Origin of the sequence: uncultured Sneathiella sp., from assembly GCF_963976355.1 — a bacterium.
Taxonomy (GTDB): domain Bacteria; phylum Pseudomonadota; class Alphaproteobacteria; order Sneathiellales; family Sneathiellaceae; genus Sneathiella.
On the sequence record NZ_CAXBKA010000009.1, the window covers coordinates 40,053 to 60,432 of the forward strand.

At 56.8% G+C, this 20,380-nt stretch carries 23 protein-coding genes; 10 read left to right on the top strand and 13 right to left on the bottom strand.

Annotation, left to right across the window (positions count from 1 at the left end):
• Positions 1-185: 185 nt before the first annotated feature.
• Positions 186-1,364 carry a hypothetical protein gene (locus AAC599_RS17165; RefSeq protein WP_340151633.1) on the bottom strand — a complete coding sequence of 393 codons (1,179 nt, stop codon included), beginning with the start codon at positions 1,362-1,364 and terminating at the stop codon, positions 186-188.
• Between the two features lie 256 nt (positions 1,365-1,620).
• Here AAC599_RS17165 and AAC599_RS17170 point away from each other — a divergent pair, with 256 nt between their 5' ends.
• From AAC599_RS17170 to AAC599_RS17185, 4 genes are all read left to right on the top strand, one after another.
• Positions 1,621-2,340, top strand: a complete 720-nt coding sequence (locus tag AAC599_RS17170; RefSeq protein ID WP_340151634.1) for an isoprenylcysteine carboxylmethyltransferase family protein — start codon at positions 1,621-1,623, stop codon at positions 2,338-2,340.
• 204 nt (positions 2,341-2,544) lie between these two features.
• The gene (locus tag AAC599_RS17175) at positions 2,545-2,925 is read left to right on the top strand and encodes a VOC family protein (protein WP_340151635.1); all 381 of its coding nucleotides are present in this window, start codon (positions 2,545-2,547) and stop codon (positions 2,923-2,925) included.
• A 171-nt stretch (positions 2,926-3,096) separates the two neighbouring features.
• On the top strand, positions 3,097-3,492 hold the full coding sequence (locus AAC599_RS17180; RefSeq protein ID WP_340151636.1) for a Rid family hydrolase: 396 nt from the start codon (positions 3,097-3,099) through the stop codon (positions 3,490-3,492).
• A 146-nt stretch (positions 3,493-3,638) separates the two neighbouring features.
• Positions 3,639-4,433: a GNAT family N-acetyltransferase gene (locus tag AAC599_RS17185; protein WP_340151637.1), complete on the top strand. Its 795-nt coding sequence runs from the start codon at positions 3,639-3,641 to the stop codon at positions 4,431-4,433.
• 15 nt (positions 4,434-4,448) lie between these two features.
• On the opposite strand, the gene AAC599_RS17190 is transcribed toward AAC599_RS17185, so the two are convergent.
• On the bottom strand, positions 4,449-5,129 hold the full coding sequence (locus AAC599_RS17190) for a helix-turn-helix domain-containing protein (RefSeq protein WP_340151638.1): 681 nt from the start codon (positions 5,127-5,129) through the stop codon (positions 4,449-4,451).
• A 72-nt stretch (positions 5,130-5,201) separates the two neighbouring features.
• Here AAC599_RS17190 and AAC599_RS17195 point away from each other — a divergent pair, with 72 nt between their 5' ends.
• Entirely contained in the window at positions 5,202-5,531 is a 330-nt protein-coding gene (locus AAC599_RS17195) for an NIPSNAP family protein (protein WP_340151639.1), read from the top strand.
• Between the two features lie 3 nt (positions 5,532-5,534).
• Here AAC599_RS17195 and AAC599_RS17200 read toward each other — a convergent pair whose 3' ends face one another.
• From AAC599_RS17200 to AAC599_RS17245, 10 genes are all read right to left on the bottom strand, one after another.
• Entirely contained in the window at positions 5,535-6,827 is a 1,293-nt protein-coding gene (locus AAC599_RS17200; RefSeq protein WP_340151640.1) for a hypothetical protein, read from the bottom strand.
• 113 nt (positions 6,828-6,940) lie between these two features.
• Positions 6,941-7,396 (bottom strand): rhodanese-like domain-containing protein, encoded by a 456-nt coding sequence (locus AAC599_RS17205; protein WP_340151641.1) that lies wholly within the window; start codon positions 7,394-7,396, stop codon positions 6,941-6,943.
• Entirely contained in the window at positions 7,374-7,712 is a 339-nt protein-coding gene (locus AAC599_RS17210) for an iron-sulfur cluster assembly accessory protein (RefSeq protein ID WP_340151642.1), read from the bottom strand. Before AAC599_RS17210 ends, AAC599_RS17205 begins: the two co-directional genes overlap by 23 nt.
• 31 nt (positions 7,713-7,743) lie before the next feature.
• A complete protein-coding gene (locus AAC599_RS17215) occupies positions 7,744-8,112 on the bottom strand; it encodes an SUF system Fe-S cluster assembly protein (protein WP_340151643.1) in 369 nt (122 codons plus the stop codon).
• A 3-nt stretch (positions 8,113-8,115) separates the two neighbouring features.
• Complete coding sequence (gene sufU, locus AAC599_RS17220; protein ID WP_340151644.1) at positions 8,116-8,571, bottom strand: Fe-S cluster assembly sulfur transfer protein SufU; 456 nt, start codon at positions 8,569-8,571, stop codon at positions 8,116-8,118.
• An 11-nt stretch (positions 8,572-8,582) separates the two neighbouring features.
• Positions 8,583-9,806 carry a cysteine desulfurase gene (locus AAC599_RS17225; protein WP_340151735.1) on the bottom strand — a complete coding sequence of 408 codons (1,224 nt, stop codon included), beginning with the start codon at positions 9,804-9,806 and terminating at the stop codon, positions 8,583-8,585.
• A 12-nt stretch (positions 9,807-9,818) separates the two neighbouring features.
• Entirely contained in the window at positions 9,819-11,117 is a 1,299-nt protein-coding gene (gene sufD, locus AAC599_RS17230) for a Fe-S cluster assembly protein SufD (protein ID WP_340151645.1), read from the bottom strand.
• Positions 11,118-11,128: 11 nt separating this feature from the next.
• The gene (sufC, locus tag AAC599_RS17235; protein ID WP_340151646.1) at positions 11,129-11,887 is read right to left on the bottom strand and encodes a Fe-S cluster assembly ATPase SufC; all 759 of its coding nucleotides are present in this window, start codon (positions 11,885-11,887) and stop codon (positions 11,129-11,131) included.
• Positions 11,888-11,892: 5 nt separating this feature from the next.
• Positions 11,893-13,362, bottom strand: coding sequence for a Fe-S cluster assembly protein SufB (gene sufB, locus AAC599_RS17240; RefSeq protein ID WP_340151647.1), 1,470 nt, complete (start codon positions 13,360-13,362; stop codon positions 11,893-11,895).
• A gap of 4 nt (positions 13,363-13,366) precedes the next feature.
• On the bottom strand, positions 13,367-13,840 hold the full coding sequence (locus AAC599_RS17245) for an SUF system Fe-S cluster assembly regulator (protein ID WP_340151648.1): 474 nt from the start codon (positions 13,838-13,840) through the stop codon (positions 13,367-13,369).
• Positions 13,841-14,161: 321 nt separating this feature from the next.
• On the opposite strand from AAC599_RS17245, the gene AAC599_RS17250 reads away from it, so the two are divergent.
• Entirely contained in the window at positions 14,162-14,704 is a 543-nt protein-coding gene (locus AAC599_RS17250) for an ATP-binding protein (RefSeq protein ID WP_340151649.1), read from the top strand.
• A gap of 115 nt (positions 14,705-14,819) precedes the next feature.
• On the opposite strand, the gene AAC599_RS17255 is transcribed toward AAC599_RS17250, so the two are convergent.
• Positions 14,820-15,482, bottom strand: a complete 663-nt coding sequence (locus AAC599_RS17255; RefSeq protein ID WP_340151650.1) for a hypothetical protein — start codon at positions 15,480-15,482, stop codon at positions 14,820-14,822.
• Positions 15,483-15,669: 187 nt separating this feature from the next.
• Here AAC599_RS17255 and AAC599_RS17260 point away from each other — a divergent pair, with 187 nt between their 5' ends.
• The 4 genes from AAC599_RS17260 to AAC599_RS17275 all read left to right on the top strand — a co-directional run bounded on the left by AAC599_RS17260 (position 15,670) and on the right by AAC599_RS17275 (position 20,376).
• Entirely contained in the window at positions 15,670-17,490 is a 1,821-nt protein-coding gene (locus tag AAC599_RS17260) for an ATP-binding cassette domain-containing protein (protein ID WP_340151651.1), read from the top strand.
• A gap of 53 nt (positions 17,491-17,543) precedes the next feature.
• Positions 17,544-18,245: an HNH endonuclease signature motif containing protein gene (locus AAC599_RS17265; protein WP_340151652.1), complete on the top strand. Its 702-nt coding sequence runs from the start codon at positions 17,544-17,546 to the stop codon at positions 18,243-18,245.
• Positions 18,246-18,386: 141 nt separating this feature from the next.
• Entirely contained in the window at positions 18,387-19,622 is a 1,236-nt protein-coding gene (locus tag AAC599_RS17270; RefSeq protein ID WP_340151653.1) for a Zn-dependent hydrolase, read from the top strand.
• Between the two features lie 85 nt (positions 19,623-19,707).
• A complete protein-coding gene (locus AAC599_RS17275) occupies positions 19,708-20,376 on the top strand; it encodes an ureidoglycolate lyase (protein ID WP_340151654.1) in 669 nt (222 codons plus the stop codon).
• The last annotated feature ends 4 nt before the right edge of the window (positions 20,377-20,380 follow it).

The window sequence follows — 20,380 nt, forward strand, 5'->3', positions numbered from 1 at the left end:
CGCCGCAAACGCGCGCGCTGCAAGATCAACGGGTATCCTTATTTCGCATATATATGGAATCTGGCTGAAGGGGCAGCCGCCCCTGTAACACGCCCCACAGGAAATCCCTTCCTGCAACGTGAAGGCGTAATTATATCAAAATATTGCGTGGAATGCAAGATTTTTGAGTAAATAAGTTATACTAACTACTCAATATACAGCGTGCGAGATAGCTCCGAATAGGCCATTAGCGCCATTCTTTCCGCCGCTTTTTCACAAAACTCTGAAACAACCAATGAAAAAGAAGTATGATTTTCTATGTGTTTAATCCAAATATCCGGATAATAACGCGATAAATTACTCAACATAAATAACGACAGATATATATTACCAAATTCATTCATACGCATTGAATCGGTGCCAAAATAAACCATTTTTGTGTTTAAATTTAATCCAGATGGGAAGTGAAATGCTAATCCTAAAGAATATTCATTTTGCAACCATCTAATAAGTAACCCTCTTTCATATTCATCTATTTCCAAAAAATTTACCATTTCGGGACTAGCCACAATTATATTTAATAACTTCTCTAGTGATTGGCTTGAGGCTGGATGAATCAACAGATTAAAATATTGGACACCTTTGATATCAAAAGTTTTTGATGCTTCGCCTCTCACAAAAAATGAAGGGCACCCATTTACTCTTAATGTACGCTCCATAAATGGTAGTCTCATAAAACACTCAATCAAAGTAACCCCCCGATCGTCAATATTGACTAATTCGCTATCATTTTCAAACAACAAAGGGTTCACGGCTGTAGTACTTAGACCTCTTGGAAAAGTTTGCGTTTCAGTTCCTACAATTGGTAAATGGCGAGCCGAGCGTCTCCATAACTCGAAGGTTCCTTTATAGTTTTTCCCCACTTTCATCGGTTTGGATTTCAACATCTTTGATGTCTTTAAGAAATCAAGATCAAATGTTATTGAGGAAGAAAATACAAGGCCGTGATGATTATGGTCGTTCCTTGCTAAATCAAGACTAGATCTACCATCTTGTTTTAATAAGATTTCCGCCAAAGCTAACGACATACAGCTATAATAAAGAAGAACAGGTCTAGTGGCCAGGCTCGCTACTTTTGAGGTTTCATAATATTCTTTCGCCAAGAGAATTGCTTGGCGTATGTGTTCCGCTTGTTTCCTAACATTTCTCTTTTGCTTTTCAGGAGGACTATGTAATTTCTGAAGTTGATTGAAACATAGCTCTCGGTTTGCATATAAAGACAAACCATTCCAAGCGAATTTTTCTACATCTTTTGCGAATATTCTTTCAATATTTGTAATAAGCAATTTTTTCAATTCTAAATCAAATTCTACCTCTGATAACATTATATCAAATTTAAATAAACCGCTCCATATTATTGTACATCAAATATCATATTAAGTCTGAGAGGCTCATAGGCAACGTAACCGTTGCTGATCAAACCGCGAACATCCGCATAAATTCCTTCTCGCCGGGGGTGTTGAAGCTCACGATGCGGGAGTCGTCAATGCAGTTGACCCAACCACGTTTAAAGAAGCTGGCGCAGGAACGGCGGCGGCGGTATCCTGAGCGCCGGGCAAAAAGCGAGAGTTGAGGGGTGGCATGTCATCCGAGATGGATCGTCCCGAGGGAGGTTTAACCGGCAGTTTGCGCCGCTGGGCCGGGATCTTTGCGGTGTATCTCTCCATCCCGCTGGTGTTGATGGCCTCCGGCGGGGATTTCGGCTGGTGGCAGGCATGGCTTTATTCGCTGCTGATCGGTACCGCGGGCATTGGCGGGCGCCTCTGGGCGGAGTGGCGGCATCCGGGCCTGATGGCCGAGCGGCAGAGCATTGAGAATTTCCGGGACGCGAAAGACTGGGACAAGCTGCTGGCGCCGCTGATGGCGCTCAGCATCGGCTATCCGCTCGTTATTGTGGCGGGGCTCGATCATCGCTACGGCTGGTCCCCCGACTTTCCGCTGTGGGTTGTCCTTGTCGGTTTCGTGCTGATCGCGGCCGGATACGCCTTTGCAGTCTGGGCCCTGGCGGAGAACCGCTTTTTCCTGAGCGTGGTGCGCATTGCCCTCGATCGCGGGCATGTGGTGTGCGACAGCGGCCCCTACCGGATTGTGCGCCATCCGGGCTATGCGGGCAATATCCTGCCGTTGCTCGGGATTGTGCTGGCGCTCAGCTCGCTCTGGACCCTTGTGCCGGCGGCGGTGGCGCTGATCATCACGGTAATCCGGACGACACTCGAGGACCGGACATTGCAGGCGGAACTGCCGGGCTACCGCGCGTATGCGGCGCGCGTGCGCTATCGGTTGTTTCCCGGGATTTACTGAGACATCCGCATAAATTCCGTCTCGCCGGTGGTGTTGAAGCTCACGATGCGGGAACCGTCGATACGGCGGGCCCAGCCGAGGCTGCTGGCGGATAAGGTGGATTTTAATATCGTCTGCCGGGTTGTCGTTTGTATTCGCCCCGTACTCAGGATATCATGACCGCCGAACAGGCCATTTTCATATACATCATTATCAGGAGTTAGAATGTTTAGTCATATTATGGTTGGCGCGGACGATGTTGAGGCAGCAAAAGTCTTTTACGACGCCGTCCTTGGCGCACTCGGGCATAAGCCGGGCGTGATTGACGCTAAAGGCCGCTGTTTTTACCGCACGCCAACGGGCGTATTCTCGATCAGCAAACCTATTGACGGGGAGCCTGCCTGTCACGGTAACGGCAGTACGATCGGTTTTGCGGCATCTGATCCTCAAGCTGCGGACAGGTGGCATGCTGCCGGTTTGGCAAATGGCGGCGTTACTTGCGAGGATCCTCCCGGAGTTCGCGAAGGGGCCAACGGGAATCTTTATCTTGCCTATCTACGGGATCCATCGGGCAATAAAATTTGCGCTCTGCACCGTATGGGTTAGTTCACTCAGGCAGCAGGGGTCCCCTATACCGAGTTTAAACGCTCGTCAAACCGCAAACATCCGCATAAACACCTTTTCCCGGTCGTATTACAACTCGCAAATGAGCCGTCAATGCGCCACGCGACAACTTCGCGCCCATCTGCTACGCTTCCAACAAAGGGAGGGAGCAACATGAAGCGATCACTTGTTCTGAACGGCAATCCGATGGAGGAAATTGTCGGCTTTGCGCGCGCGGTGCGGGTCGGCCCCTATATCACCATCGGCGGCACCGCGCCGGTGGATGCGAAAGGACAGACCGTCGGCATCGGCAACGCCGCCAAGCAGGCGGAGCGGTGCTTCGAGATTATCGGCGACGCCCTTCAGCGGGCCGGGTCGGGCTGGGCCGATGTGGTGCGTACGCGGGTCATTCTGACCAATATCGACGACTGGAAAGCCGTGATCGATGTGCGGGCGAAATACTGCAAGGAGGCCAAGCCCGTCGATACCATCATGCAGGTCACCCGTTTTGTTAATCCCGAATGGCTGGTGGAAATCGAGGCGGACGCGGTCGTCGCCGAGGACGGCTGATCAAACCGCAAACATCCGCATAAATTCCGTCTCGCCGGGGGCGTTGAAGCTCACGATGCGGGAGCCGTCAATGCGCAGCGCCTTTTGGTGACTTTCGTGCCCGGCATCTGTATGGTGTCCCATGACAGGTTAAGCGGGGAGGATGGATGGCGGGATTTTTTGGGACCGAACAGCAGATGGCCTTGCAGGCGGCCGCGGAAAAGGCTCGTGACTGGACGCTAAACACGCCGGGTGCCTGTGATCCCGGGCGGTTTCTGGGCACGGATAATCCGGACTTGCTGGGCTGGGACACGCTGTTCGACATCCTGAAGCGCGACGGGGTGTTCGGTTTTCGGCTGATCCCGTCCGAAGAGACGGAGGCAATCTCTCAACGGCTTCAGGAGAAGAATTGTAAAATCGATTTCTGGGATGTCTTCGTGGCGACCCGCGAAGAGGCCGTCCCGGCGTCAACCGGCATTCTCGCCGCCGGATTGCCCGCGGGCTATCGCTATTGTCCGGAATTTAAGGACGCCGAAAGCGCGGACATGGTGGCGCTTCAATCCTTCATGGCGGAGCAGGGGATTGCGCCCTTTTCCGGAACAAGACTGGCGGGGCTGGAGGGTCCGGTCGTCACTGTGGCGATTGCGGATGAGAGCAATACCCTCGCGGCCGCGGCGCACAGCTACTTCCCCTATAATCAGTACAGCCCCTATAAAAAATGGGCATGGGGAGGCCTTGTTGCCGTCTCCCCCAGGCATCGGGGGATGGGTTTGGGTAAATTCGTCAATGCGAAAATGGTGTCCGAGTGTTTCGCCCGGCTCGACGCGGATTGCATTCATGAATTGGTCGCCGCCTCGAACATGCCGTCCCGAAAGATGGTGGAAGGCAGCGGCCTTCGACTTGACCCGGCGTTGAAATGCGGCATCGCCATGGTTGGCGGAAACGGGCGCTTTACCAGTTGAGCTCCGCCAAAGCCCTCACACCGCGAACATCCGCATAAATTCCTTCTCGCCGGGGGTGTTGAAGCTCACGATGCGGGAGTTCTCAACGCGGTGGGCCCAGCCGAGGTCGTAGAAGCGGGTGAGGAGGGCGGAGCCGAGGGAGCCGGCGAGGTGGCTGCGGCGGTTGCTCCAGTCGAGGCAGGATTTGCAGAGCGGACGGCGGAGCTTTTCAAGGGGGCCAAGATCAATCGCGAAGCCCTCGAAAAAGCGGCGGCCGTCAATAGTGAGGCCGAGCCCCTCATTCTCCGGCGTGAGGAAGCCTTTTGCGAGCAGGCTGTCCATCATCTGCACGCCGAGATCGCCCGCGAGATGATTGTAGCAGACACGGGCGCGGCGGAGCGCCGGGTCCTTCGGCCCGGTCCGGGTGCGTAGATGCCCCTTCTTCGCGGCGAGGCCCATCATCGCCTCCAGCACGGCACCGACCTCCTCATCGGCGAGGGCGAAATAGCGGTGCCGCCCCTGCTTGCGCTGCATGAGAAGGCCGCCGGACTGCATTTTCGATAGATGAGAGCTAGCTGTCTGGACCGTGACCCCGGCCTCCGCCGCAAGCTCGCTCGCCGTCAGCGCTTTCCCTGAGAGCAGCGCCGTCAGCATATTGGCCCGCGCCGGATCGCCGATCAGCGAGCCCAAAAGGGTGATATCCGGTCCTTCTTTCATAGTTCGATTGTAGTCGAAGCATTAACGCCACGCAATGGCTATTCTCCGCGCGCTCAGCCAAAGGAGACAATCATGATTACCTGTTTCATCCGTTACCATATCGACCCGACGAAAAGGGAGCAGTTCGTGCAATATGCGCGGAACTGGGGGGAGGCGATCCCGCGCTCGGGCGCCGATCTTGTCGGCTATTTCGCGCCGCATGAGGGATCGAGCACGCTCGCCTATGGCGTCTATCATATCGAAAGCTTGGCGGCCTATGAGGCCTATCGCGCGCGACTCAAAGAGGATCCGCTGGGGCGGGAGAACTACGAATTCGCGATGCGGGAGAAGTTTCTCCTGCGCGAGGACCGGACGTTTCTCACCCTTGCCTCCGGCCCGCACGGAAAGCTTGTGAAATTCTAGAACTCAGGCGTCGACCGTCTCCGGGAACAGGGACGGGGGCAGGCCGTCTTTCGCGAGGGTCGGACGGCGGAGGAGGAAAAGGCGTTCCGCTTCCTCCCGCTTGCCAAGCTTGAGCAGGGCATGCAGCAGGGTGAATTCCAGAAGGTCGCGCTGCGCCCGGCTGCCGCCGAGGCGTTCATGATTGCTCATCACGGGGAGCAGCCGGTCGATCACCGCCTGCCACTTGCCCGCGGCATAGGCGCGATAGACACCGGCGAGGGCGTTGACCATGTCGCTTGCCGTCCCCGAGGAAGTCTCCCCCAGTTCCGTGAGCAGTTCGTCTTCCCCGGCCATGGCATGGGCGATAACGGAATGGGCATCGACGAAGCTGATCCCCGGACCAGGGAAATGGATGCTGGCGTAGTTGCTGGCCTCCTGCCAGAGGTCGCGCCGCCGTTCTTCCCCGGCAATCTCCGCCCGGAGCAGGAAAGACACCATATCGGTCAGCACATTGATGGGCGGACCCCAGGCGCCGCCCGGGCGCACGGCTTCCTCGAAAATAGCCCAGGCCTCCTCGCGCTTGCCAAGCTCCAGTGACCAGAGGGCATCATGCCAGCTGATATGGCAATGCATCAGGCTGCTGCGGTGATAGCCTTTCAGCCAGTCATGGATAAAGCTGCGGCCTTCCTCATGCGCCCCGCATTCATAGAGGAAATGCGCCTTGTAATGGGCGGCGTTGGCATTGGCGGGATTGTTGTCGAACGAACGCTCGATGATCGGTTTCGCTTCCTCGAGCCGACCGATCTCGGAGAGCGCAAAGGCCATCACGCAGTCGAACCACCAGTCCTTGTCATAATGCTGCTTGAGATTGTCGAAGAAGGCGAAGGTTTCCGCATCGCGCGAGGGCCGCCCGCTGAAGGCGATCAGGCTGAACACCCCGGCGCAGGGCTGCAGCATCATCACATCGCGGGGATGATCGGCAACATGCTGCTTGATGTCCGCGTAGGCCGCCGCGCCATTGCCATCGATAAGCTGGCCGACAATCGCCACATGGGCGCGTTCGCGCGGGGTGAAACCGGCGCCGAGTTCCCGCGCCGAGATCATGGATTTCAGCGCCTCCGTCGGCTGGGCGGTCATCTGGTAATAGCGGGCGAGGGCGGCATGGGCGAGGGCGAAGGACGGATCATGCGCCACAGCGCGCTTCAGTGCCTCTTCCGCCGCGACCTGGGCGGCCAGAAAATGATCCACCCCCTCGATATAGGCGTCAAGCGCCGCCCGCGATCCTGTGCTGACCTCGTTACCGTACCGGTCCTGCATCTTGTCTCAATCCCCGTTCTTGTGCTGAAGTGAGAGATAAGACTAGCAATTCGGCCACTTTATGTCACGAACGGGATTTTTGGGCGGCAATCAAAAGGCGGGAAGCCGGCTGTTCAGGGGCGTGAGATCGGCAGACCGGCGGCTTTCCAGCCGTCAAATCCGGCCTCCAGATGGTGCACGTTGGTAATATTGTTGGCGCGCATAATTGGGAGGGAGCGGTCACTGCGGCCACCGGACTTGCAATGCAGGATATAGGTTTTGGAGGGATCGAGTGCGGCAATCCGCGCCTCGTAATCATCGGCATAATAATCGATATTGACGGCGCCCGCGATATGGCCCGCGTTGAATTCTCCTGGTGTGCGGATATCAAGGACGACGACGTCCGGCTGCTGTTTCAAAAGCGCCTCGGTCTCAAGCGGGGTAATCATACGGTATCCAAACTCCTTATAGCTGTCGTTCGCCTGAACGAGGGTCATGGCAATCAGGGCCGACGACAGGGCTGCCAGCACGATCCCGGCCAGAACCAGACCTGTTTTTTTGGAATTCCTAGACGTGGAAGGAGGAGCCACAGCCGCAGCGGCCTTTCTCGTTCGGGTTTTCGAAGGTAAAGCGCGATTGCAGCCCTTCTTCGAGCCAGTCCATCTCGGTGCCCGCGACATATTGCACGGCGTCATGGTCGATCAGCAGGGTAATATCGCCCGTGTCCACGATCGCATCGTCCGGTTTCCGGTCCGTCGCGTAATCCATGGTATAGGTCAGGCCGTTGCAGCCGGTGTTGGTGATCCCGATGCGCAGGCCAAGCGGTTTCTCACTCGCCTTGCCGAGCAGGGATTTCACGCGCTTCGCGGCGCTGTCCGTCAATGTCATAATCTGTGTATCAGTCATATATCACCTATAGACCATATATAATAACGACTTAAAACATTCCAAGGTCGAGTTTCGCCGCCTCGGACATATTATCAGGTGTCCAGGGCGGATCCCAGAGGATTTCCACCTCGACATTCTTCACGCCCTCGACCGGCATCACGGCATCGCGGACCCAGATCGGGATTTCCCCGGCGACAGGACAGCCCGGCGCGGTCAGGGTCATGCCGACGAAAACATCGCCGTCCTCGCCGATATCGATCACATAGATGAGGCCGAGATCGAAGATATTGACCGGGATTTCCGGATCATACACTTCGCGCAGCGCCGCCACGATGGGCTCTTCCAGCGGGGAGCCGGTCGTGCCTTCCTCAAAAGGGCCGGTAGCGACGGGGCGCTCTATTTTATCCATTGCCGTCATTTGTTACTCCGTCGAGATTTCCGGCTTGTCATCCATGGCCGAGGTCATGGCGTGCCAGGGCAGGGTTGCGCATTTGACGCGCATGGGAAATTCCTTGACCCCCGCCAGCATCATCAGCCGGTCCGTATCCTCTCCGGCGTCGAAATCATTTTCCTCGCCGGTCACCAGCTTTTTGAAGCCGCTGAAAATTTCCCGCGCCTCGGCCTCGGTCTTGCCCTTGATGATATCCGTCATCATCGAGGCGGAGGCGAGCGAGATGGCGCAGCCCTTGCCCTCGAACGCCGCATCCTCGATCAGGCCGTTATGGCCCATCTTGAGATAGACATTCACCGTATCGCCGCAGAGCGGGTTATAGCCATGGGCCTCATGGTTCGCATCTTCGGGATGGCGGAAGTTGCGGGGGTTCTTGCTGTGATCAAGGATCACTTCCTGATAAAGCTCTCTTAGTTCATCCATCATAGCGATCTGTCCTAGCCAAAAATCTCTTGTACCGATTTCACCGACTCCACCAGGGCATCGATATCGGCGCGGTTGTTGTAAAGCGCCATTGAGGCGCGGGCCGTCGCCGGCACATCGAAATGATCCATCAGCGGCTGGGCACAGTGATGGCCGACGCGAATGGCCACCCCGCCGCGATCGACGATGGTTCCGATATCATGCGGATGCACCCCGTCGAGCGTGAAGGAGATGATCGGCGCCTTGTGCCGGGCCTGACCGATGATGCGCAGGCTATTGATCTGGCCGAGCTGTTCGGTGGCGTAGGCGAGCAGGGCCTGCTCATGCGCCCCGATCTTCTCGAACCCGATGTCATTGATATAGTCAATCGCGGTCGCGAGCCCAATGGCCTGCACGATCGGCGGTGTCCCGGCCTCGAATTTCGAATGGCCCTTGGCGTAGGTCGTCTTCTCGAAGGTGACCCGCCCGACCATATCGCCGCCGCCGAGAAACGGCGGCATGGCCTCCAGCAACTCCTCGCGGCCATAAAGTACGCCGATACCTGTTGGGCCGAAGACCTTATGACCGGTGAAGACATAGAAATCCGCGCCCAGATCCTGCACATCGATCTTCATATGGGGCGCGGCCTGGCTGCCGTCGATCAGGACAACGGCGCCCGCATCATGGGCGGCACTGATGATCTCCTTCACCGGCGTGATCGTGCCAATGGCGTTGGAGATATGGGTGACGGCGACAATCTTCGTCTTCGGGCCCAGCATGTCATGATAGGCCTCCATCATGAATTCCCCATGCGCATCGATGGGGACAGCCTTCACGACGGCGCCCGTCTTTTCGGCAATCAGCTGCCAGGGCACGATGTTCGAGTGATGCTCCAGCGTCGAGAGCAGGATTTCATCGCCGGGTTTCAAGTTGGTCCAGCCCCAGGAATAGGCGACCAGATTGATGCTTTCCGTCGCGTTCTTGGTGAAGATGATTTCGTCAACGCTGGCGGCATTGAGATGCGCCCGCACGGTCTCCCGCGCGCCTTCATAGAGATCAGTTGAGGCCTGGCTCAGGTAATGAACGCCGCGATGCACATTGGCGTAGGTTTCCGCATAGGCGCGCTGTACCGCCTCCAGCACCACGGTCGGCTTCTGCGCCGAGGCGCCGCTGTCGAGGAAGGCGAGGGGCTTGCCATGGACTTCACGGCCCAGAACCGGGAAATCCCGGCGGACTTTCTCCACATCGAATGTCGCCATGTCATTCATGGTCTATACCTCATCCATCCAGCGGGCGGTGACATCCGCGAAATAGCTGCGCACGGCCTCGTTCGAGACTTCCTCCAGCACATCGGCAAGGAAGGCGTCGATCAGCATTTTCCGCGCCGTCTTCTCGTCAATCCCGCGCGATTGCAGGTAAAAATAGGCATCGGCATCAAGCTCGCCGGAGGAAGCGCCATGGCTGCATTTCACGTCATCGGCGTAAATCTCAAGCTCCGGCTTGACCGCAACGGACGCCCGTTCGGAGAGCAGCAGCGCCCGGCTTAGCTGGTCACCGGCGACTTTCTGTGCATCCGGGGCGATATGGATCTTGCCCTGAAAGACGCCTTGCGCGTCATCATCGAGAATACCCTTGTAGATCTGGCGGCTGTCATTCTCCGGCACCAGATGGCGGGTGACGGTGGTGGTATCGCAATGCTGCTTGCCCCGCATCAGATAGGCACCGTTGAGAATGCTGGTCGCGCCCGATCCGGTGATGCGCGTCGCCAGCTCGTTGCGGCTGAGCCGTGCCCCTGTAGAGAGGCTGAAATTCTCATAGGTCGCGCCTTTCGGAATGTCGCAATCGACATTGGCGAGATGAAAGGCCGCATCGCTTTCGGCCTGCAGCTTGTAGTGATGGAGCGCGGCACCGTCTTCAAGGGCGATATCGGTCACCGGATTGGCGAAATAGGCATGGCCGCTCATCCCGCGATGCTCTTCAAGCAAGGTCACCTCGGCGTCTGCGCCCAGGCGGATGAGATTGCGCATATGCCGCGCATTGTCCGCCGTGCCCGATTGGCTCAGGAAGCGGATCAGGATCGGCTCCTCGATCGTTACGCCGGGCTCGGCCGTCAGCACAAAACCATCTTCCATAAAGGCGGTATTGAGGGCGACGACGGCGCGGCTTTCTTCCGCCGCGCTGTCCGGCAGGGCATTGTTGCCCGCGCCCAGCTCCGCCGCGAGGGAGGCAAGTCTGATGCCTTGCGGCAAATCATCAAGATGGCTGTCGTGTGCGGAAAACCGGCCATTGATAAAGGTCATCACATGGGGTGTGTCAAACTCCGGCGCGGGAACACTGTCCGCGGCCGGGGCTTCCGCCTGCTCGATCCCTTTGGTCAGCGGGGTGAGGTTGGTAAAACGCCATTCCTCGACCTTGCGGCCCGGAAAATCAAGCGCGGCGAAGCGGGCAAGCCCAGCCTCCCGGGCGCTGGCCACCAGCGGATTGCCATGGCCGGGCAGGGTCGCCCTGAGCGCATCGAAGCGGTCAACGTAATTCTGAGCTAAAGGCGTTAAGCTTTTCATTTCACTCATCAATCTTCCAATCAGGCCGCGCTCAGCGCCGCGTAGCCTTTTTCCTCCAGTTCATGCGCGAGGCTCTTGTCACCGGACTTGACGATTTTCCCGTCGGCGAGGACATGGACGAAATCCGGCACGATATAGTCGAGCAGGCGCTGGTAATGGGTAATGATCAGCCCGGCGCGCTTGGGGCTGCGCAGACGGTTCACGCCGTCCGCCGCGATCTTGAGCGCGTCGATATCAAGGCCTGAGTCCGTCTCGTCGAGCAGCATCAGATCCGGCTCCAGCAGCGACATCTGCAACACCTCGTTGCGTTTCTTTTCGCCGCCCGAGAAGCCGACATTGACGGCGCGCTTCAGCATGTCGTCCTTGATCTCAAGCTCCTTCGTCTTTTCGCGCACCAGCTTGAGGAATTCCATGGCGTCCACTTCCGGCTCGCCGCGGAACTTGCGCTGCGCGTTGTAGGCGGTTTTCAGGAAGGTGGCCGAAGCGACGCCCGGGATTTCCACCGGATACTGAAAGGCCAGGAAGATGCCGCGGCAGGCCCGCTCATCGGGGGAGAGTTCCAGAAGGTCTTCGCCCTTATAGAGGACTTCGCCCGAGGTCACTTCATAGCCGTCGCGCCCGGCCAGCACGTAAGACAGCGTACTCTTGCCGGCGCCGTTCGGCCCCATGATCGCATGAATCTCGCCCTCATTGATGGTGAGATTGATGCCCTTGAGGATTTCCTTGCCCCCGACAGTGGCGTGTAAGTTTTTGATTTCCAACATAGTATAGTCTCTCAATATCCTTAGCCGACACTGCCTTCAAGGCTGATGCCGACGAGTTTCTGGGCTTCCACTGCGAATTCCATGGGGAGCTTCTGCAGAACTTCCTTGCAGAAGCCGTTGACGATCAGCGCCATGCTCTCCTCTTCCGAGAGGCCGCGCTGCTGGCAATAGAAAAGCTGCTCCTCGCTGACTTTCGAGGTTGTCGCCTCATGTTCGATCTTGGCGGTCCGGCTCTGGTTCTCGATATAGGGCACCGTATGGGCGCCGCATTTATCGCCGATGAGCAGGCTGTCGCAGACCGTGTGGTTGCGGGCATTCTCGGCTTTCCGCCCCATGCGGACGAGGCCGCGATAGGTATTCTGCGCGCGCCCTGCCGATATCCCCTTGGAGATGATCGTGCTCGACGTGTTCTTGCCGAGGTGGATCATCTTGGTGCCGGTGTCCGCCTGCTGCAGGTTGTTGGCGATGGCGATGGAATAGAATTCACCCACAGAATTATCGCCCTGCAGGATGCAGGAGGGATATTTCCAGGTAATCGCCGAGCCGGTCTCCACCTGCGTCCAGGAGACTTTCGCATTGTCCCCGCGGCAGGCGGCGCGTTTTGTCACGAAGTTGTAAATACCGCCGACGCCGTTCTCATCGCCCGGATACCAGTTCTGCACGGTCGAATATTTGATCTCGGCATCCTTCATGATGACAAGCTCGACCACCGCGGCGTGAAGCTGGTTCTCGTCGCGCATCGGCGCCGTGCAGCCTTCGAGATAGCTCACATAACTCTCTTCCTCGGCGATGATCAAGGTCCGTTCGAACTGGCCGGTCTGGGCCGCGTTGATGCGGAAATAGGTGCTGAGCTCCATCGGGCAGCGCACGCCCTTCGGGATGTAGCAGAACGACCCGTCGGTAAAGACGGCGGAGTTGAGCGCCGCATAGTAATTGTCCGTATAGGGCACGACCGAGCCCATATATTTCTGCACCAGCTCGGGATGATCGCGCACGGCCTCGGAAATCGGGCAGAAGATCACGCCTTCCTTCTCCAGCCGGTCCTTGAAGGTGGTGGCGACGGAGACACTGTCGAACACCGCATCGACGGCGACGTTGTGCGCGCCCTCGACGCCGGCCAGCACTTCCTGTTCCTTCAGCGGGATACCGAGTTTCTTGTAGACTTCCAGAAGTTCCGGATCGACCTCGTCGAGGCTTTTCGGCTGGTCCTTCTTCTTCGGCGCGGAATAATAGTAGATATTCTGAAAATCGATCTTCGGATAATGGACATTCGCCCATTCCGGCTCGATCATGGTCAGCCAGTGGCGATAGGCCTTCAGCCGCCATTCCAGCAGCCATTCCGGCTCTTCCTTTTTCGCGGAAATGAAGCGGACGATATCCTCGTTCAGGCCGATCGGCGCCGTATCGGCCGCGATATCGCTGAAAAAGCCGTATTTGTATTTGTCGGAAACAGCGGCGACCTGATCGACGGTTTCTCGGGCAATAGCCATAAGTTTACTCCGCTTGAAGTTGGGAGGCGGGCGACAGGCTCTCGGGCCCCCTCCGTTCAGTCATTACATTCTTCGTGTCATCGCACATGTCGGCCAATGTCACGTCTTCGAGCGCGGTATTGAGCGCCCGGTTGATCTTTTCCCAGCCGCCGCGCATGGGGCAGCAGGACTGCACCGAGCAATCCTCGACGCTGTCATCGACGCAGGAAGTGACCGCAACCGGCCCTTCCATGGCGCGGACAATCTCGGCAATCGAGATATCCTCCGGCGCGTATGTCAGTTGATAGCCGCCATGCGCCCCGCGATGGGAGGTGAGGAACGGGCTTTTCGCCAGTATCCGCAGGATCTTGGCGGCCGTCGGTACCGGCAGTCCCGTATGCAGCGACACATCCGGCGCCGTCATCGTCCGTCCCGGCAGACGCGCCATTTCGGACATGATCACCACGCCATAATCGGTCATTTTGCTCAGCTTGATCATGATGTTATCTATATCGTACTAAAATGGTCTGTTTTCAAGGGCTGTATAACAGACGAATTTGGTCTTGTATAGAGGAGTTCTAAACAAGGTAAAGGAAATTTTTCGGGCCTTCGGGCGCATTTTGCCGAAGTTTCTTGACAAAGACCCCCTGACTGTTTTTTAAATACGCCCATGGCATACACAGCGAACATTATTGTGGTGAAGATTCTCTCCATTCCCCGAATGGCGGAAGTCTGTATGCCCTAACGGCAATGACCCAACCGCCTTCGAGGCGGTTTTTTATTGCACCGTCTCCGAAGGCCCGAAATCAGGAGACGACCCATGTTACAAGAGACCACCCAGGAAAACACACCGCCCGGCCGCGAGCCGGACAGACGGCGTAACGCGCCCGTTCTTTACCTTCTGTCCGGCAAGATTGGCGCAGGTAAATCGACGCTGGCGGCCCGCCTCGCGCGGCAGCCGGGCACCTTTCTGCTGTCCGAAGACACCCTGTTGTCCGAGCTTTATAACGGCGAGATAAACGACATCAGCGACTATATCCGCTCCTCCATCCGGCTGAAATACGCCCTGAAGGACCATATCGTCGCGCTGCTCAGGGCCGGATCCTCGGTCGTGCTCGACTTTCCCGCCAACACGCCGGAGAGCCGCCGCTGGGGCCGGGAGCTGTTCGAGGCCGCCGATGTCGCGCATGAGCTGCATTATCTCGATATCCCGAACACGGTCTGCAAATCCCGTCTGCGGGCGCGGAACAAGACCGGCGATCATCCGTTCAAGGCGAGCGATGCGGAGTTCGACATGTTCAGCCGCTTCTTCATCCCGCCGATGCCGGAAGAAGGCTTCAACGTCATCCGCCATGTGAAATAACGATGGAAGCCGTCCCGGGAATTGCGGATCGGTTTACACGATACCAGAAGCCCTGCAAGGTTTCTGGTATCGTGCTCAACGGACGCTGAGGTAGTCACCCTTGCCTAATAACTGTCTAACAGTTTTCTTTCCGGCGAACCTTTATGGTTCCGCTTTGATCGGGAAACTTAGAAAACAGTCCATCCGCCATTTCACGAATTACTTTTGACAATATGCCGCACGGCCCTTCGCTCTTTATGGTTCCCTGATAATAAAGCTTTGGGGTCCCCTCTTGAAGGCTTCGGCGATCTGCAATGGTTATCGTCAAAATTCGCATAAAAAAGACACTTCGTTCGGAACGAGTCGCAGTCCCGACAATTCCATAAGTTGGTGGGGAATATGTCGAACCAGAAAAACTGCTCACCGGCCTTCCAGTAGAAGATGAAATGCTGCCAGAAAAGGTAGATGTGCCGCCGCCCGTTTTCCCTATGATTGGTGTGCTAACAATCGACGTTGAAGCCTGCCCATCATCGATACCATACGTCACAAATGCCACAAGATCAGATCCAGTCGTGTCGTTCGTAATAACAAAGCCCTTGGAAGCAAAATGTCGCTCGATTATCGGCCTGTATGATGCAAATTCCAAGCTTTCATCCACATCTTTAGGAAATCCAAGAACGACGACACTTTTTCCCTTTGTAAGTTTTTCTGTATCAGCAAAAGACTCCACCCGGCCGCCAATTGAAGAGCAGCCGATTATGGCCAGCATGATGCCAAAAAATGCTATAATCCGAAACATATCTTAAATCTTAAACAACCTTCACGGTTTTGCAATACAAATGCTAACTTAGAATACTAGTACCACGACTACGTTTAATTTATCAGCTCTTCTTCGAAATGATTAATACTGGCGATTGCGAAGGAGGGGTCTTCAGTGATAGAAGCCTCTCAATCGGAAAATTCCAGCATATTGGCACGTGATTTCCATGGCGGCACCCATTCTGGCCCTGCAAGACGCCCGCATCACCTTTGGTGGCGGCGATCTGTTCAAAGATATCTCGCTCGGGATCGAGCCGGGGATGCGCGTTGCGCTGATGGGGCGGAACGGCTCGGGCAAGTCGACGCTGCTGAAGGCGCTGGCGGGCGATATCGATCTCGACGGCGGGGAGCGGTTCCAGCAGAGCGGCGTGAAGGTCAGCTACCTCCGTCAGCAGCCGCTCATCACGCCCGGCCGCACCGTCGCGGAGCAGGTGGCCAGCGGCCTTGCCGGCGGCGATGCGGCGGGGGAGCGGGGCTATCTGGTCGATCAGGTGCTGGACGGCGTCGGCATCAAGGGCGACCGGCTGTTGGAGACCCTCTCCGGCGGGGAGGCGCGGCGCGTGTCCCTGGCCGAGGCGCTCGTCTCCGATCCCGATGTGCTGTTGCTGGACGAGCCGACCAACCATCTCGATATCACCACCATTCTCTGGCTGGAAGAAGAGCTGAAAGCCTTCAAGGGCGCGCTTCTCATCATCAGCCATGACCGGCAGTTCCTGAAAAACCTGACCAACCGGCTGTTCTGGCTCGACCGCGGCGTGCTCCGTACCCATGGCAAGGGCTTCGCCGCCTTCGAGGAATGGTCGGAGGAAATCCTTCGCCGCGAGGAGGTGGAGACGAAGAAGCTGGACAAGAAAATTGCCGAGGAGACCGGCTGGTCCCGCAAGGGCATCACCGCCCGCCGCGCGCGGAACGAAGGCCGCATTCGCGCCCTGCATCGCCTCCGGGCCGAACGGGCGGAGCGGCAGGCGCCCGTGGGCAGCGCCAAGCTCTCGGTCAAGAGCGGCGCGAAAAGCGGGAAAACGGTGGTCGAGGCTGAGAATATCTCGATGACCTATACGGATGAAAACGGCCGGGATCATGAGGTTATCTGGAATTTCTCCACCAAAATACAAAGAGGCGACCGGGTCGGCATCATCGGCCCGAACGGCGCGGGGAAAACGACGCTGCTCAATATCCTCATGGGCAAGCTGGAACCGACATCAGGCACGGTCACGCTCGGCACCAATCTCACTCCGGCGATTTTCGATCAGAACCGGGAGGCCCTCGATCCGGAGACGAGCCTCTGGGACACGCTCGCCGATCCCGGCAGCGGGCAGCTTCTGGTGCGCGGCGAGGTCCGCCATGTGGTGGCTTACTTAAGAGATTTCCTGTTCGAGGACAGGCAGGCGAAAAGCCCCGTCAAGGCGCTGTCGGGCGGCGAGAAGAACCGGCTGCTGCTCGCCAAGCTGCTCGCGAAGGAAAGCAACCTTCTGATCCTCGACGAGCCGACCAACGATCTCGATATGGAAACCCTCGATCTGTTGCAGGAGATGCTCTCGGGCTATGACGGCACGCTGCTGGTCGTCAGCCATGACCGTGAATTCCTGGACCAGCTCGTGACCTCTACCATCGTGCTCGGAGAGGGCGGCCGCATCGAGGAATTCGTCGGCGGCTACAGCGACTATATGCGCCAGAAGAAAGACGCCTCAAAAGTTCCGGCCAAGGCCGCAAAGCCAAAAGAAGTAGCCGAGAAGCGCAGTGGCCCCCGCAAAAAGCTCAGCTACAAGGATCAGCGTGATTATGACCGGCTGCCCGCCGTGATCGAAGAGCTGGAGCAGAAAATCGCGGCGCTTGAAGCCGCGCTCGCCGATCCGGACCTGTTCGCGAAAAATGCGGACGACTTCAACAAGAAAGCCGCCGAGCTTACCCGCACACAAACCGAAAAAGACGACGCCGAGACCCGCTGGCTCGAACTCGATCTCCTGCAGGAGGAAATCACGGGGAGTTAGGGAGAATAGATTTAAATTATATTTCGTGCTATGATTGTGGCACGATGAATCAGGTGAACAAACAAAAGTGCACTTACTGTCTTAAAAAATTTCCGAAAAGTGAAATCACTGTCGATCACGTGATAGCGAGAAGCTGGTATCCAGCGGATACTCCGCCTGTGAGAAAATGGAAAGCGCCTTGTTGTATTGAATGCAATAGACAAAAATCTGCAACGGAGGGGAAACTATTAGGGCTTATCGCGCTTTGCTTAGACCCTGAAAATAAGGGCGAAAAGCCAATTATAGATAAGATATTCAGATCAATAGATCCGAAGTTAGGGCAATCTGCCAAAGATTCGATGCATAGGCTAAATAAAAAATTCGCCCTACTTAGACAATTAAAAAAAATGCCAAGCAAGCATTCTCCCGAGGTACTCCCTTCATTCAAAGAGAATTATGATAAAGGTTCTCGTACGGGTGTACTTATTCCAAAAGGTAAACTTGAAGAATTAATACAATCATGGGTCAGAGGCATTCATCTAATAGAAATTGGAAATTATATCGACGAAAACGCGACGATTGATGTCTACCAAGTTTCAGACGAAGCGGCATTTGAGGCTTTTAAAGACATCATGCAATATGCTCAGATAATAGAAAAAGGTGATGGTGTGAGGGTTTTCATTTGGCATGCAGTTGAAAATGATAAATTTGCTGCAAACTATGCATTCATTCTTTACGGAAAATTCAAAGCATATGCTTCTGTTAGCTCGAAATAGCAAAACTTACTTTAAATACTTAAACAAACTAATATTACCATTAGATTTTTAAGCAATCATATATAAGCACGGCTGTGAGAAGGGCTAGACAAGGCTTTATACGCCTGTAATCATCCTCCTTGAAGCTGGGAGGTGACAGATATGCAGAATATGACGGTGAAGGGCGATCGCCTTTGGGAGAGCCTGATGGAGATGGCGAAGATCGGCGCGACGGAGAAGGGGGGTTGCTGCCGCCTTGCGCTCACCGATCTCGATCGGGAAGGGCGCGATCTCTTCTCCTCCTGGTGCCGCGAGGCCGGTTGCACCCTCAAGGTGGACAAGATGGGCAATATCTTCGCCCGCCGCAAAGGCGCCCGCGATGACCTGCCGCCGGTGATGATGGGCTCGCATCTCGATACCCAGCCGACGGGCGGGAAATATGACGGGGTCTATGGCGTTCTCGCCGGGCTGGAGGTTCTGCGCACCCTCAATGACTTCGATGTGACGACCGAGCATCCGATCGAGGTTGCCGTCTGGACGAATGAGGAAGGATCGCGTTTCGCCCCGGCCATGGTCGCCTCCGGCGTGTTCGCGGGCGCCTTCGATCTCGAATACGGGCTGTCGCGCGCCGATATCGACGGCAAGACCATGGGCGAGGAGCTGGAGCGCATCGGCTATGCGGGGACGGAGGAGGTCGGCGGCCGCGAGATAAAGGCCTTTTTCGAAGCGCATATCGAGCAGGGCCCGATCCTCGAGCATGAGGAGAAGACCATCGGCGTCGTCATGGGCGCGCAGGGGCAGCGCTGGTACGAGATCACCATCACGGGGCAGGAGGCCCATGCCGGGCCGACCCCGATGGCCCGGCGGAAAGATGCATTGGTCGCCGCGTCGAAAATCATTGCGGAGGTGAACCGCATCGGCCTTGACAATCAGCCCTTCGCCTGCGCCACCGTCGGCATGATCCAGTCGAGCCCGAATTCCCGCAACACCATTCCGGGGCAGGTCTTCTTCACCGTCGATTTCCGCCACCCGAAGAACGAGATTTTGAGCAAGATGGACGCGGAACTGCGCAGCTTCGCCGAGAATATCGTGACCGAGGGCGGGCTTGAGATGGCGTTCGAGGAAATCTGGTATTCGCCGCCGATCGAGTTCGATGCGGACTGCGTGAACGCGGTCCGGAGCGGTGCGGAAACCTCTGGTTTCAGTCATATGGACATCATTTCCGGTGCCGGGCATGACGCCTGCTATATCTCCCGTGTGGCGCCGACGGGCATGATCTTCGTGCCCTGCGAGGACGGGATCAGCCATAACGAGGCGGAAGAGGCAACGCCCGAGGATCTCGCGGCCGGCTGCAACGTTCTCCTGCATGCCGTGGTCGAGCGCGCGAATGTCAGCTGAACGGTTCCGCCGCGCAAAAAGCGGCCTCCGCGCTTTTCTTTTGAGCCCGATTGTGGCTTAATTCCGGAAAAACAGGGGGAAAGCCATGCTTACATCTGCCACGGCCGACGCGCCGGATTTCCTGAACCCGGATATCCCGGAGGATTTGCCGCTTCTCGACATGCCGGTCATTGTCGCCACCGACGAGACGCTGGAAGGATATGGCTGCCTGGTCGAGGATTACGAGAAATTCCCGATCGAGATTGTCACCTGGCCGACCTCCGGCTCGCGTAAAGTCGACGAGGGGACCGGCAATCAGGGCGGCACGGCGGAAGGCATTTTCGAATTCTGGTGGGAAGGCGATGTACTCTGGGGCCGCAACAACGCGGTGAAAGACACCTATATCCTCGGCTGGTCCCGCAACCCGGAGGAGGCCGACAGCAAGGTCGCCACAAAGGAACAGGATCAGGTGCTGCTCTGGCATGCCAACTATCACCCCGACGGCGGACAGCTCTTCTATTCGCTGGACGGCACGCCCTTCATGGTGCCGCTGGCGCTGCCGGGCGATGATGTGCAGCCGGAGGATTTTGTCTCCTTCTACTGCGATGGGACGAAGGGCCTCTATATCCACCCGAACATCTGGCATGAGGGCGTCTTTCCCATCGGCAACAAGGGACGTTTCTATGATCGGCAGGGCAAGGTCCATGCCCGCGTCTCCGTCAATTTCGCGGTGGAATTCGGGATGCTGCTGAAAGTGCCGCTTGTCGCCCCCTAGACCC